Here is a 13,388-nt window from a genome sequence, read left to right as displayed (position 1 = left end):
CAGCGCGCCCGCCCGGGAGTCGTCCACGGAGAATCCACAAAGTTGTCCACAGGTCGTGCACAACCGATCCGGCGTGTCTGCACAGGGCTTCCACAGGGTTGTCCACAGGCCGCTTTGCCCATGGCGGCGCGGCCTCGCGAGAATGTCGGAGGCGGGAGATAGACGTGGGATGAACGGTCGGCGATGGGGCGGGCGACGACCAGGATGAAGGGGTGCGCCGGTGAGCGTGGCGGATATCGGGCCGCAGGATCACGAGTTCGAGCGCACCCCGCCGCACGACATCTCGGCGGAGCAGGGCGTCCTCGGCGGCATGCTCCTCTCCCAGGACGCCATCGCCGAGGTCGTCGAGCTGCTGCGCACGCCCGACTTCTACCGTCCCGCACACCAGATCGTCTACGACGTCATCCTGGACCTCTACGGTCGCGGTGACCCGGCCGACGCCGTCACCGTGGCCGGCGAGCTCACCAAGAACGGCGAGATCGGCCGCATCGGCGGCGCCCCCTATCTGCACACCCTGATCTCCCTGGTGCCCACGGCGGCCAATGCTGGGTACTACGCCAAGATCGTCCATGAGCGGGCGATCCTGCGCCGCCTGGTCGAGACCGGCACCCGCATCGTCCAGATGGGCTACGCCGCCGACGGCGCCGACGCCGACGAGGTCCTGGACCGCGCCCAGGCCGAGGTCTTCGCCATCGCCGAGAAACGCGCCGGCGAGGACTACGTCGCCCTGAGCGAGATCATGCCCGGCGCCCTCGACGAGATCGAGGCGATCGGCAGCCGCGGCGGCCAGATGGTCGGCTGCCCCACCGGCTTCGCCGACCTCGACGCCCTCACCAACGGCCTACACCCCGGCCAGATGGTGGTAGTGGCCGCAAGACCTGCGATGGGCAAAGCGCTCGAATTGGGCACTCCGCTAGTAACCCCCACAGGTTGGACGACGATGGGGGAAGTCAAGGTCGGTGACCATCTGATCGGAGCCGACGGCAGACCGACGCGCGTCGTCGCCGCGACGGAGGTCATGCACGGCCGCCCGTGCTACGAGATCGAGTTCTCCGACGGAGAGGTCATCATCGCCGACGCCGAGCACCAGTGGCGCACCTCGACCCGTGCCAGCCGACGGCAGCAGGCCGAAACGAAACGCTCTTACTACTGGCCTGATGAGGCGATCAACCGCGTCCGCTGGGCAACTGCGGACGCCAACGAGCAGCCCCGAGGGCTCATCACCCATCGCGAGGCGATGGCCGAGGTCGGAGCGGAGTTCAGAGATGCCCTCTATGCGGTGACGCGGGAACTCGGTCACCGTGGTGAGGTGGACACGACCGTTTCGAAGCGCCAGCCACGTTACGAATGCACGAGCCTTTATCGAGGTTTGTTGCACCGGGTGGTCCGACCCATGAACTTTGCGACCACCGCGCAGCACCGCCCTATAAAGACGACCGAAGAGATCGCCTCCACCCTGCGCAGTGACGCAGACAATCGCCCCAACCATGCTGTCGAAGTGGCCAGGCCGTTCCAGCTACCTGAAGCAGGGCTGCCGATCGAGCCGTACATCCTTGGGGCTTGGCTCGGGGATGGGTATAGCTCACAGGGTGTGCTGACCTGTTTTGATGAAGAGATACTCGCCGAAATAAGGTCGATTGGTCAGTTCGTCGTTTCGCCGCATTCGACGCCAGGGCGCTACGGGCTTCTAGGGCTTAAACGCGTTCTCTTGGATACCGGGCTGCTCAAGCGCAAGCACATCCCTGACATGTACCTGCGGGCATCCGAAGCCCAGCGACGGGCATTGCTGGCCGGGATGCTTGACACCGACGGGTATGTCTCAGAGATCGGGCAGGTGCAACTTGGGTTCGTCAACAAGCGGCTGGCCGAAGACGCTCATGAGCTCATCCTGAGCCTTGGCTATCGCGCGACGGTGACGACAAAGAAGGTCAAGGGGCGTTCTCCGGAGACCTCGACCTTCTGCCGGATCCACTTCACTCCGGCAGAGACGGTGTTCCGGTTGCCGCGTAAGGCGGCTCGGCAGCGGGCAAAGGTCCACCCGAAGACGCGGGTGCGATACATCGTGGATGTGCGGCCTGTCGAAAGCGTGCCAGTTCGGTGCGTCCAGGTGGACAACGCGGACCACATGTACCTGGCTGGACGTTCCTGCATCCCCACGCACAACTCGACGCTGGCACTCGATTTCGCCCGGGCTGCGTCTATTAAGCATGGGTTGACCTCGGCATTCTTCAGTCTGGAGATGGGGCGGAACGAGATCACCATGCGGCTTCTGTCCGCCGAGGCGCGGGTGGCGCTGCACGCGATGCGGTCCGGCACCCTGCAGGACGAGGACTGGACGCGTCTCGCGCGGCGCATGAGCGAGGTCGCCGAGGCGCCGCTGTTCATCGACGACTCGCCGAACATGTCGATGATGGAGATCCGCGCGAAGTGCCGACGTCTCAAGCAGCAGCACGACCTGCGGCTCGTCATCATCGACTACCTGCAGCTGATGAGTTCGGGGAAGCGCGTGGAGAGCCGCCAGGTCGAGGTTTCGGAGTTCTCTCGGTCGCTGAAGCTGCTCGCAAAGGAGCTGGGCGTCCCGGTCATCGCGTTGTCGCAGCTCAACCGTGGTCCCGAGCAGCGGACCGACAAGAAGCCCATGGTGTCCGACCTTCGCGAATCTGGATCGATCGAGCAGGATGCGGACATGGTGATCCTGCTGCATCGCGAGGATGCCTACGAGAAGGAGTCGCCGCGCGCCGGTGAGGCCGACCTGATCGTGGCCAAGCACCGCAACGGCCCCACCGCCACCGTCACGGTCGCCTTCCAGGGCCACTACAGCCGCTTCGTCGACATGGCCCAGTAACCCCCGCCCGGCGCGCGGGACGGCACCGCAGTCAAGGGACGCGCTATCGGGCGACCGCCGAGTTGTAGAGTGCGCTCAACGCAACCGCCACGTCGTGGAGCCGCAGGTGAGCATGCCCGCCGAGCCGCCTGAGCTGAGGCGCCTGGGAAGCCGCCGCCGTCTCCCCGGCGTGTCCGCGATCGTGTTCGTCGCAGTGATCTTCGTGTTCCCAGGCGTGCTGCTCGCAGCCGGAGCGGTGTCCGGGGCGTCCAGGACGGTGGATGCCTATGAAGCCGCGCATGAGGGAGTCGCCGGAACCTTCACCGTGGAGTGGAGCGACCGCAAACCCAAGGGCGGGTACAAGACGAGCGGCATGTTCATCTCCTCTGCGGGCACCGTCCCAGACGTCCGCTTGGACGGTAACCACCGACATCGGTACGGCGAGCGGTTCCCGGTGCGGGCATCCGGACCGCACCCGCACGAGGTCTACCGGAACGGCTCGAACCCCTGGGTCGGCGACCTCGTCACGACCCTGCTCGCCGGGGCGCTTCCCGTCTGCGCACTGGTCATGGGGGTCGTCATCGTGATCAGGAGAGGTCGACGCCGGTCGCCTGGGTGATTCCGGCGTGTTCACATGGCCCAGTAACCCGTGGCCCTGCCACCGGCCGGGCGTCCCTGCCCGGCCGCGTCGGCTCGATGGCCGCATCTGCGTCGGGCCGGACGGTTGTCACTAGCGACTACCGGACATCGGTGTCGTCAGGCTCTCGGAGCCGTCACAGATCTGGACCCAACGAAAAGGAAGTGAACCATGGCCAAACATGGTCCGCAGAAGATCACCCGGGAACGTCTGAGCGACCTGGGCTTCCACGCCGTCCCGTCGGCGGACGGCCCCTCCTACGTGATCGTGGGGGCGGTCAACGACGACCTGGAGGGCGTAACTCACCTGTTCGTCGTCATGGAGTCCGAGACGGAGCAGCCGTCCGTGCACCTGGTGACCGAGTGGGGTGTCGTCGACCTCGACGGCCTCCGTGGCATCGAGTCACTGATCGCGCGAGGAATGGGACTGGCGGTTTCGGCGGAGCGCTACCGTCGGCCGCTCAACGAGCTCAGCTGGTACGACCGGTGGAGGATCCTGCACTGGGACTACCGCGGGCTGGCCGGCGGGGTACGGCCGGACGAGTTCGCCCGTCTCCGTGAGTCCCCTGGGACCTGCGGGCTGAGCCTGAACGAGCTCGAAGCGCTCCGCTTGATCATTGACCGCTTCCGTACCGGCGGCAACGACCTGGAAGCGCTGTTGCGCGAGGACCATGGGCCGGACGGTGAAGGAGAAATCGGGACCTACTTCGGCCTCAGCTGCAACTGGCTGCGGTCGAAGACGCGGCGTCCGGCCACCGTCGGCGAACGGGGGCTGGCCATGACGCTGGCGGTCCTCCGGGCAGTGCAGAAGCTGCGGTTGCCCACCGGCCGCATGACGCGGGCCATCGAAGATCGCCTGCACCGCGATGTCGTGCTCGCGACGGTGGTCGGCTCTACAACGCTCCCCGAGATCAACAAGTAAGGGTCTGGGGGCATCTACCCCCAGGCGCCATGGCGCCCAGGGCCACCACACCGGGGCGTCACCTCAACCGCGGCGGCCTCCCGCACCGGCAGCCTCCCCCGTTGCAGAACGGGGAGGCTGCCGCTTCTTGAGGAATGCCATTGGGTGGTCACAGGGTGCGGAGGGCTTCGGTGGGGGAGAGGCGGGCGGCTCGCAAGGCCGGGAGCAGGCCGGCGATCGCGCCGATCACGATCGCGGCGCCGATCCCGCCGGCCCACGCCTGGACCGGGATGACCACCGCCCAGCCCTTGGTGTTCGCGTAGATCACGGTGGTCAGCACCCCGGCCGCGACTCCGGCCACCCCGCCGAGCAATGCGAGCATGACCGCTTCGGACAGGAACTGGGTGCGGATGTGTCCGCGGGTCGCGCCGAGCGCCCGGCGCAGCCCGATCTCCGATCGCCGTTCCAGCACCGAGATGATCATGATGTTGGCGACTCCGACCGCGCCCACGATCAGCGCCACCACGCCGAGCCCGAGGAACAGGCTGTTGAAGGCGCCCTCCGCGGCGGCTCGCGCGGTGAGTGCGTCGGACGGCTGGCTGACGTCGACGTCGCTGGGCGCCTCGGGGTTCGCGGTCTGCGCGAGCACCTCCTGCACCGAGTTCACCTTGTCCGTGCGGGCCCGCACGTACACCGTCGTCGGGGGTCCGGCAACCGCCTTGCCTTTGTCGACGGTCGCGTAGCTGAGGTAACGCTCCGCGGCCGGGTAGCCGATCAGGGCGCTGGTGTCGATGTCGGTCGACAGCGTCGCGGGCTGCAGGATGCCGGCGACGTAGAACCACTGGTTCTTCACCCAGATCCGTTGCCCGGGGTAGACGCGGTCGATCCCGAGGCGCTGTGCGGCGAGCGCGCCGAGCACCGCGACCGGCCGGCGCTCGGTCGCCGTGTTCAGCCAGCGGCCCTGCGCCACGCCGGTTCCGATCACGTCGGGGAGGTTGAGGCTGGCGGCCCGTACCTTCAGGGAGTTGGTGTTGATCGCCGGGATCAGCGGGCTGCGGTACACGTTCGCGTCGTCGATGGCGCCGGCGTGCGCCACCTGCTCGACGTCGGGCAGATGGGAGATCCGTTGCGGCGCGGCGACCGGGAGTTGTGCCGTCCCGCCGGTGACCGACTGGCCGTTGTTGGCGGTCAGCAGGTTCGTGCCGAGCTGGTCGATCTGTGCCAGAAGCCCGGCCTGGGAGGACGCCGACAGGCCGAGCACCGCGACGATGGCCGCGGTGCCGATCGCGATCCCGAGCGCGGACAGGGCGGCGCGCAGGCGGCGAGCCCGGATTCCGATGCCGGCCACGCGCATCTGGTCGGACAGCCTCATACGCCCTCCATCGAACGCGTCGCGCTGTCGACCACGATCTTCCCGTCGAGGACGTGCAGCTGGCGGGGCATCTGGGCGGCCAGCCCGGTGTCGTGCGTGATCATGAGGATGGTCGCCCCGCCGGCGTTGAGCTCGTGCAGCAGCTCGATGATGGCCGCGCCGGTCCTGCTGTCGAGGTTTCCCGTCGGCTCGTCGGCGAGCACGATGGCCGGGCGGCCGACCAGCGCGCGGGCGATCGCCACGCGCTGGCGCTGCCCGCCCGAGAGCTTGCCCGGGCGGAAGCCCGCCCGGTCCTCCAGCCCGACCCGGCTGAGCGCCTCGGCCGCTCGCTCGCGCCGCTCGGCGCGGCCTGCGCCCCCGTAGAGCAGGCCGTCGGCGACGTTCTCCAGGACGGTGGTGTGCTCGGACAGGAAGAACTGCTGGAAGACGAAGCCGATGCTGCGCGCCCGCAGGGCGGCGAGTTCGCGGTCGGTGAGCGTCGCGACGTCCTCCCCGTCGATCCGTACCGTGCCCTCGCTCGGCCGGTCGAGCGTGCCGAGGATGTGCAGCAGCGTGGACTTGCCCGACCCCGACGGGCCGACGATCGCGACCAGTTCCCCGCTCCGAACGGTGAAGCTCACGCCGCGCAGCGCGTGGACGGGAGGCTGCGTGTCGTACGTCTTGGTGACCCGCTCCAGTTCGAGGACGTTCCTCTCGCTCATGTCGACGGCACCACCACTCGGTCCTTGGTCGTCAGGGCGCCGGAGACCTGCACCCGTCCGTTGGCGTTGTCGAACAGTCCCAGCGTGACCGGCACGATCCGGGTCCGGCCGGTGTCCCCCACCGCGGCCTCGACCGCGTATCCCCCGCCGGCCTGGCCGATGAGCGCGGTCACCGGCACGATCAGCGCGTGCTTGACGCCGCCCGTGGTGATCTGTACCTGGACCGGTGCCTGATCAAGAGTTCCGGCGTCCTTCGGGTGCTTGAGCGTGACGTAGACCGGGAGCGTGGCGGGCTTGTCCTTGTCGGCGGCCGCGACCGTGCCGATCCGGCTGACCACGCCGGACGTCGTCCGGTTGTCCGGCAGCGTGATCTGCGCCTGGTCGCCCTTCTTGACCTCCGACTGCTGGGACGCGTCCAGTTGCACGATCACCTCGCGCCGGTTCGACGACGCCTCCATGATCGGATGGCCGGGGCCCGCGCCGGTGCCGTTCTTGGCCGTCACCTTGGTGATCCGCAACGGGCCGGGCAGGAACACCGCCTGACCGAGGTCCAGCCTGCCCGTCACGTCCGAGCCCCGTTCGTCCTGAAGCTTCTCCAGGGCCTCTGCGGTCTCCCAACCGAAGTGATCCCAATCGGAATCGAGCTCGGACTTGTCGGCGTAGCCCTCGCTCACCAGGGTCTTGTTCAGCGCCCGGACGTCCTTGCCGTCGTCGCCCACGGCCAGGTCCCGGTATGCGGGCGTGCTTCCGCAGATCAGGATCACCGGTTTCTGGTCGACCTTGTACAGCGTTTCGCCGCAGTCGATCTGGGTGCCCGGCGCCGGCACACGGGTGTACGTCCCCTTCGCCTGGTTGACCACCGGGTACGGGGTCCCGTCGGCGCCGCCCGCGTACGAGAGCGTCCCGCTCTGGTCGACCTGCGAAGAGAGCGGGCCCTCCTGGACCGCCGCGAGCGACGTCCCGCCGCCGGCGTTCGTGGTCGCTTTGTCGTCGTCGCCGAACGGGCCCGTCATGGCGAGGGCCACGCCGCCGACCGCGACCACGATCGCGACGCAGCCGCCGAGTATTCCGCGGCGCTTGCTCCGTCGCCGTGGCCGTGCGGGCGTTCCTCGCGTCTCCAGGCCTGGTTCGGTCGTTCTGGTGCTCATCGAGTCCCTCACTCAGCCGCCGTGGCCCTTGGCCCCGCCGACTTCGAGAGATCGGCAGGCCTGCACGGCCTTCTTGAACTGCGGTGAGTTGCCGTCGATGCTGCCCCGCGGCTTGATCAGAATCTTCCCGTTCTGCGGGTCGGGGAAGTTCGGGACGCCGTTCGTGCGCATGCACTGGGCCCACTTCAGCATCTTCCGCTGGAGCTCGGCGTTCTCCGGCGTACCAGGCCGGTTCTCGGGTGGCTCCAGCGACTGGCACGCCTGCTCCGCCTTCTTGAACTCCGGAGAGTCGCGGTCCGGGAGGTTCGGCTTCTCCCCGCTGTCCTGGCCGGGGTCGGGGTAGCCCGGGAGGCCGTTCTCGCGCATGCACTGCGCGTGCTTCACTCCCTGGTCGGTCGACGCATTCGCCTTCGCGCCGGACGAGCCGGCTTTCGCGTCGCCGGAGCCGCCGCATCCCGCGGCGGTGAGGGCGAGGGCGGCGGCCGAGACGGCCAGCAACATGGAGGCCTTGTTCATCGTTCCCCTTTCCGGGGGGTATCGCTTACAAGGCCATTTCTAGAGAAGGGGCGGTCACATGACGGTGCGAGAGGCTGTGACCCCGCTGTGACCGCGACACGGGCATGCTGACGGCGATGAGAGTGCTGGTGGCCGAGGATCATGAGGAGCTGGCGGACTCGGTGGCCCGGGTCCTGCACCGCGAGGGGATGGCGGTCGACATCGCCCTTGACGGCCAGGCCGCGCTCGACCGCACGGCGCTGACCGACTACGACGTGGTCGTGCTCGACCGCGATCTCCCCGGGGTGCACGGCGACGACGTCTGCCGCGCGCTGGTGGCCGGGCCGGGCCGCCGGACACGGGTCCTGATGCTCACCGCGTCGGGCACGATCGCCGACCGGGTCGAGGGGCTCAGCCTTGGAGCCGACGACTACCTGCCGAAGCCGTTCGCGTACGCCGAGCTGGTCGCCCGGATCCGAGCCCTCGGGCGGCGGGCGCAGCCGGCGCTGCCGCCGATCCTGGAGCACGGCGACCTGCGGCTCGACCCGGCGCAGCGGGTCGTCACCCGCGCCGGGCTGCGCCTGGCGCTGAGCCCTAAGGAGCTGGCGGTGCTGGAGTACCTGCTTTCCGCGGGAGGGCGCGTCGTGTCCGCCGAGGAACTGCTGGAACGCGTCTGGGACGAGGCGGCCGACCCGTTCACCACCACGGTCAAGGCGACGATCAACCGCCTGCGGGCCAAGCTGGGGTCCCCGCCCGTGATCGAGACCGTCCCGCAGAGCGGCTACCGGATATGAGGCCGCTCATGCGAAACGTTCCGCGGACGGTCCGGATGCGCCTCACGCTGCTGTACGGGGCGTTGTTCACCGCCTCCGGCGTGGCTCTCCTGGCGATCACTTTCCTGCTCGTCCGGAGAAACGCGGTCTTCAAGGTGCTGGTGCCATGCTTCGGCATCAAGGCAGAGGACTGTTCGTATTACCAGGGTCCGCGCGTGGACCCCGACATGGCCGATCCGAAGCGCGCACTGGCGCGGCAGCAGGATGCGCTGCTGCACGGGTTCCTCGTCCAGTCCGGGATCGCACTGGCGATCATGCTGGGGGTCTCTCTGCTGCTCGGCTGGTTCGTCGCGGGGCGAGTGCTGCGCCCGCTGCGCACGATGACGACGACCGTCCAGCACATCTCGGCGCGCAACGTGCATGAGCGGCTGGCTTTCGCCGGCCCGCGCGACGAGCTCAAGGACCTCGCCGACACCGTGGACGGCCTGCTCGGGCGCCTGGAGACCGCGCTCGACGCGCAGAAGCGTTTCGTCGCCAACGCCGCGCACGAACTCCGCACCCCGCTCACGCTCGAACGCGCTCTGCTGGAGGAGACGCTCACCGACCGCCGGGCGACCATCGAGGCGTTCCGCACGACTTTCGAACGGGTCGTGACGATCAGCGACCAGCAGGGACGGCTGCTGGAGTCCCTGCTCACGCTCGCGACCAGCGAGCGGGGGCTGGAGAGCCGCGTCCCGGTGGACCTCGCCGCGCTCACCGAGCGGGTGCTGGCGGCCCGGCCGGAGCCGGCCGCCGGCGACCCGCGCCTGTACCCGCGGATCGAGCCCGCCGCGACCGCGGGTGATCCCGCGCTGGTCGAGCGCCTCGTGGCCAACCTCGTCGACAACGCCGTGCGGTACAACGTGCCCGGGGGGAGCGTCGACGTGGTGACCGGGACGCGGGACGGGCAGGCCGTGGTCAGCGTGAGCAACACCGGGCCGGTCGTCCCGCCCGAGCAGGTGGCCCGGCTGCTCGAACCGTTCCAGCGGCTGGACCGGACCGCCCGTGGCGACGGGCATCACGGGCTCGGCCTGTCCATCGCGCACGCGATCGCGCTCGCGCACGGCGGGACCCTCAGCGCGCTCCCGCGCCAGGACGGCGGTCTCGTCGTACAGGCCGCCTTCCCGGCCGAGCTCGGCCTCGGCGAAGCGGATCGATCGGTCAGGCTGGAGCGCGGCACCGCGGCCTGAATGATCCCGGCCCGCTGAACCCGGTGGGGGCGTGTGGACGTACCGGGAGCAAGGACTTGGGCGGGGAAGTCGCAACGGGGGCTGGACAAGGCGGCGTACTCGTGCGGCACTGAGGTGAGCGGGCGACCCCGGACGGGCGGGGGACGGGTGATGCGGCATGCGGCTGCGGGAGTACGGGCCGACGGCGCCGGGTGACGGTGCCAGGCTGCTCGCCGGGATGGGCAGCGGGCTGGTGTCGGGGCTGGCGGTCGGCGCGCTGATGGCCTGGCAGGACCTGCTCGCGGTGCACGGCGCGTACGGGTGGGCGGTCTTCGCCCTGTACGCGGCGGTCACCGGTGAGCTGCTCGGCGGGTTCGTTGGGCGGCGGCCGGCCGGCCCGGCCGTCTCGGCGGCGGGCGGGCTGCTGCTCGGCCTGCTCGGCTGGACGTTCTGGTGGCTGACCGTGGACTCGCTCATCCGGGGCACCACGCCGACCTGGTCGATCGCGGCGGCGACGGACGTCTACCCGGAGCTGATCGGCTCGCTGCTGCAGGGCACGCTGGCCGGGCTGCTCTTCCACGTCGTCGTGCGGCGGTTCGGGGAACGGTCCGCCAAGCAGAGGCCCCGCGCGCCGCGCGTGGTCATCGTCGGCGGAGGCTTCGGCGGCGTCGGTGCCGCGCGCCGGTTCGAGCGGCTGAATCTGCGGGGGCACCGCATCGACGTGACGCTGGTCAGCGACTCCAACCACCTGCTGTTCACGCCCATGCTGGCCGAGGTCGCGTCGGGTGGTCTGGAGGAGCGGCACATCAGCTCGCCGGTGCGGGCCGCCGTGGCGCACACGCGGTTCCGGCACGGGCGGGTCGCCGAGGTCGACGTGGCGCAGCGGGTCGTCCGGCTGGAGGCGGACGGTGAGGCGATGCCCTACGACCACCTGGTCCTCGCGGTCGGGTCGGTCCCGGGTTTCCCGGATCTGCCGGGCGTGGCGGAGTACGCGTGCACGCTCAAGTCGCTCGCCGACGCCGTCCGGCTCCGGGACCGGGTGCTGACGCTGCTGGAGCGCGCCGACCAGGAGGACGATCCCGCCGAGCGCGCACGGCTGCTGTCCTTCGTGGTGGCGGGCGGCGGGTTCGCCGGGACGGAGGTGATCGCCGAGCTGTACGACCTCACCCACGACGTGCTCCACTTCTATCCGGGCATCGACCCGGGCGAGCCGCGTTTCGTCCTGGTCCATTCCGGCGAGCGCATCCTGCCGGAGCTGTCGGAGCGGCTCGGCGACTACGCGCTGGGAAAGCTGCGGGCGCGCGGGATCGAGTTCCGTCTCGGTGTCCGCCTGAGCGCCGCCACCGGGGCGGATGTGCGGCTCGACGACGGCGCCGTGATCCCGGCGGGGACGCTGGTCTGGGCGGCGGGCAATCGGCCGGGCCCGCTGCTGCGGGCCCTTCCGGGCGAACACGCCGCCAACGGTTCGGTCGTCGTGGACAGGACGCTGCGCGTGTTCGGGCTGGACGGCGTCTGGGCGATCGGCGACTGCGCCCGGATCCCCGACGAGAACGGCGCGCCGTACCCGCCGACCGCTCAGCACGCGTCGCGGGAAGGCCGGGCCGTCGCCGACAACATCGCGGCCGTGCTGAAAGGGGGCCGGCCTCGGCCGTTCCGTTTCCGGACGCTGGGCGTGTTCGTCGCGCTCGGCCATCGCACCGCCGCCGGGGAGATCCGCGGACGTCCCTTCTCCGGGTTGAGCGCGTGGCTGCTGTGGCGCGGCATCTACCTGGCCAAACTTCCCGGCGTCGACCGCCGCGTCCGGGTCCTTCTCGACTGGGGGCTCGACCTCGTGTTCCCCCGCGACATCGTGGTCACCGGCCCGGCGGAGGCGCCGGTGCCCGCGCAGGACGTCCGGTGACGGCCGAGGCGGTCCGCCGCGCCCCGGGCCTGCTGCGCGGGGCGGGGACCGGCGGCGTCGCGGGGCTGGCCGGAGGGCTGGTCCTCGGGGCGGCGATGCGTTCGCTCGGCATGCTCCCGGCCGTCGCCGTGCTCGCCGGGTCGGGGTCGCTGGGCGTCGGGTTCGCGTTGCACATGGCGATCTCGGTGCTGGTCGGCGCCGGGTTCGGGCTGCTGGCGGTGCGCCAGCGGATCCGGTCGAGCGAGCTCGTGTTCTGGGGGCTGGCCTACGGGGTCTTCTGGTGGTTCCTCGGGACGCTGACCCTGCTGCCACTGCTGACCGGCGTCCAGATGACATGGAGCCTGGAGAGCGCGCAGGCGGCCTTGCCGAGCCTGCTCGGGCATCTGTACTACGGCGCGGTCACCGCGGTCGGTTTCGCTCTCCTGCACCCGGACGGCCGGTTCGCGGTCAGGGATCATCTGCGACCGAAACCGCTGCTGCGCGGGCTGATCGCCGCGGGGATCGTGGCGGGAGTCCTCGTCCTGGCGTTCGGCGTGGGCGCGGGGGCGCGCCTGGGGTGGCTGCCCGCCGTCGCCGTCTGCATGGGGGTCGGCTACCCCCTCGTGTTCACCGGACGTCCCGAGGGGACGGGTCCGGCGCTCGTCCGCGGCACCGCCTACGGGTTCCTGTGGTGGATCGTGGTGGAGTCGACGCTGCTGCCGCTGGTCGAGGACGGCGCGCTCGCCTGGTCCCAGCCGGCCGTGGCGGAGGCGACGGCGCGGCTGCCGGCGTACCTGCTGGCGGGCGCGGGCATCGCGGCCGTGTTCGGCTGGCTCGGCTCGCTCGCGCGCGGCCTGTTCGTGGACGACGTCCGGCTCCTGCACCACGGGATCGGTACACGCGGGCTGCGGGCCGTCGGCTACGGCGCGCTGGCCGGGCTCGCCGGCGGGGTCGTGTTCGGTTTCCTGTGGGGGAGCGTGGACGTGCTGCCCACCGTCGCCAGGCTGGTCGGAGCGCGCGGGGCCGTGGCGGGGTGGGTCGTTCATCTCGTGATCGCCCAGATCATCGGGGTGTCGTACGCGCTGTTCTTCCGGGGGCGCAGCTATGACCTGGTTTCCGGGGTGGGCTGGGGGCTGTCGTACGGCTTCTTCTGGTGGGTGCTCGGTGCGCTGACGCTACTGCCCGTCCTGCTGGGGCAGCCGCCGCGGTGGAGCGCCGTGGCGATCGCGGCGGCCTTCGCGAGTCTCGTCGGGCATCTCGCCTACGGCGCCGCGCTGGGCACCGTGTACGCCTGGCTGGAGCATCGGGAGAATCCGTGGTGGGTCGCGCGCAGCGACATCGAGGCGGTCCGCGCGACGGCCCGCCGCGAGCAGATCCTCGGGTCGGCTCCCGCGCTGTGGACACTGACCGTCCTGATCGCGCTGGCCGTCCCGGTCATGGTGGCGTGACGC

Annotated in this window: 11 protein-coding genes; 7 read left to right on the top strand and 4 right to left on the bottom strand. The window is 70.3% G+C overall.

Going from position 1 to position 13,388, the window contains the following annotated elements; translation table 11 throughout:
- Window positions 1–220: 220 nt before the first annotated feature.
- The 3 genes from dnaB to ACQPXG_RS45930 all read left to right on the top strand — a co-directional run bounded on the left by dnaB (window position 221) and on the right by ACQPXG_RS45930 (window position 4,382).
- Window positions 221–2,845, top strand: coding sequence for a replicative DNA helicase (gene dnaB / locus ACQPXG_RS45940; protein ID WP_433465438.1), 2,625 nt, complete (start codon window positions 221–223; stop codon window positions 2,843–2,845).
- Window positions 2,846–2,951: 106 nt separating this feature from the next.
- The gene (locus ACQPXG_RS45935; RefSeq protein WP_433465437.1) at window positions 2,952–3,443 is read left to right on the top strand and encodes a hypothetical protein; all 492 of its coding nucleotides are present in this window, start codon (window positions 2,952–2,954) and stop codon (window positions 3,441–3,443) included.
- Window positions 3,444–3,632: 189 nt separating this feature from the next.
- Window positions 3,633–4,382 (top strand): hypothetical protein, encoded by a 750-nt coding sequence (locus ACQPXG_RS45930; RefSeq protein WP_433465436.1) that lies wholly within the window; start codon window positions 3,633–3,635, stop codon window positions 4,380–4,382.
- Between the two features lie 148 nt (window positions 4,383–4,530).
- On the opposite strand, the gene ACQPXG_RS45925 is transcribed toward ACQPXG_RS45930, so the two are convergent.
- The 4 genes from ACQPXG_RS45925 to ACQPXG_RS45910 are packed head-to-tail and all read right to left on the bottom strand — an operon-like array spanning window position 4,531 to window position 8,098.
- Complete coding sequence (locus ACQPXG_RS45925; RefSeq protein WP_433465435.1) at window positions 4,531–5,733, bottom strand: ABC transporter permease; 1,203 nt, start codon at window positions 5,731–5,733, stop codon at window positions 4,531–4,533.
- A complete protein-coding gene (locus tag ACQPXG_RS45920) occupies window positions 5,730–6,434 on the bottom strand; it encodes an ABC transporter ATP-binding protein (RefSeq protein WP_433465434.1) in 705 nt (234 codons plus the stop codon). Before ACQPXG_RS45920 ends, ACQPXG_RS45925 begins: the two co-directional genes overlap by 4 nt.
- A complete protein-coding gene (locus tag ACQPXG_RS45915) occupies window positions 6,431–7,582 on the bottom strand; it encodes a hypothetical protein (protein ID WP_433465433.1) in 1,152 nt (383 codons plus the stop codon). The genes ACQPXG_RS45920 and ACQPXG_RS45915 overlap by 4 nt, the downstream gene beginning before the upstream one ends.
- Before the next feature lie 12 nt (window positions 7,583–7,594).
- Window positions 7,595–8,098 (bottom strand): hypothetical protein, encoded by a 504-nt coding sequence (locus ACQPXG_RS45910; protein ID WP_433465432.1) that lies wholly within the window; start codon window positions 8,096–8,098, stop codon window positions 7,595–7,597.
- A 116-nt stretch (window positions 8,099–8,214) separates the two neighbouring features.
- On the opposite strand from ACQPXG_RS45910, the gene ACQPXG_RS45905 reads away from it, so the two are divergent.
- The 4 genes from ACQPXG_RS45905 to ACQPXG_RS45890 all read left to right on the top strand — a co-directional run bounded on the left by ACQPXG_RS45905 (window position 8,215) and on the right by ACQPXG_RS45890 (window position 13,385).
- On the top strand, window positions 8,215–8,871 hold the full coding sequence (locus tag ACQPXG_RS45905) for a response regulator transcription factor (RefSeq protein ID WP_433465431.1): 657 nt from the start codon (window positions 8,215–8,217) through the stop codon (window positions 8,869–8,871).
- An 8-nt stretch (window positions 8,872–8,879) separates the two neighbouring features.
- Window positions 8,880–10,079: a sensor histidine kinase gene (locus ACQPXG_RS45900; RefSeq protein ID WP_433465430.1), complete on the top strand. Its 1,200-nt coding sequence runs from the start codon at window positions 8,880–8,882 to the stop codon at window positions 10,077–10,079.
- A 157-nt stretch (window positions 10,080–10,236) separates the two neighbouring features.
- Window positions 10,237–11,958, top strand: a complete 1,722-nt coding sequence (locus ACQPXG_RS45895) for an NAD(P)/FAD-dependent oxidoreductase (RefSeq protein WP_433465429.1) — start codon at window positions 10,237–10,239, stop codon at window positions 11,956–11,958.
- Window positions 11,955–13,385, top strand: coding sequence for a hypothetical protein (locus ACQPXG_RS45890; RefSeq protein WP_433465428.1), 1,431 nt, complete (start codon window positions 11,955–11,957; stop codon window positions 13,383–13,385). The genes ACQPXG_RS45895 and ACQPXG_RS45890 overlap by 4 nt, the downstream gene beginning before the upstream one ends.
- The last annotated feature ends 3 nt before the right edge of the window (window positions 13,386–13,388 follow it).

Source organism: Spirillospora sp. CA-128828, assembly GCF_050945415.1.
Taxonomy (GTDB): Bacteria; Actinomycetota; Actinomycetes; order Streptosporangiales; family Streptosporangiaceae; genus Spirillospora.
The sequence above is the reverse complement of the archived record's forward strand: the minus strand, read 5'-3'. Positions and strand labels throughout refer to the sequence as shown.

What these genes read in the sequence shown, in the direction of transcription:
- ACQPXG_RS45930 (WP_433465436.1), top strand. Translation starts at nt 3,633, where the DNA reads ATGGCCAAACATGGTCCGCAGAAGATCACCCGGGAACGTCTGAGCGAC.
- ACQPXG_RS45925 (WP_433465435.1), bottom strand. Translation starts at nt 5,733, where the DNA reads ATGAGGCTGTCCGACCAGATGCGCGTGGCCGGCATCGGAATCCGGGCT.
- ACQPXG_RS45920 (WP_433465434.1), bottom strand. Translation starts at nt 6,434, where the DNA reads ATGAGCGAGAGGAACGTCCTCGAACTGGAGCGGGTCACCAAGACGTAC.
- ACQPXG_RS45915 (WP_433465433.1), bottom strand. Translation starts at nt 7,582, where the DNA reads ATGAGCACCAGAACGACCGAACCAGGCCTGGAGACGCGAGGAACGCCC.
- ACQPXG_RS45910 (WP_433465432.1), bottom strand. Translation starts at nt 8,098, where the DNA reads ATGAACAAGGCCTCCATGTTGCTGGCCGTCTCGGCCGCCGCCCTCGCC.
- ACQPXG_RS45905 (WP_433465431.1), top strand. Translation starts at nt 8,215, where the DNA reads ATGAGAGTGCTGGTGGCCGAGGATCATGAGGAGCTGGCGGACTCGGTG.
- ACQPXG_RS45900 (WP_433465430.1), top strand. Translation starts at nt 8,880, where the DNA reads ATGCGAAACGTTCCGCGGACGGTCCGGATGCGCCTCACGCTGCTGTAC.
- ACQPXG_RS45895 (WP_433465429.1), top strand. Translation starts at nt 10,237, where the DNA reads ATGCGGCTGCGGGAGTACGGGCCGACGGCGCCGGGTGACGGTGCCAGG.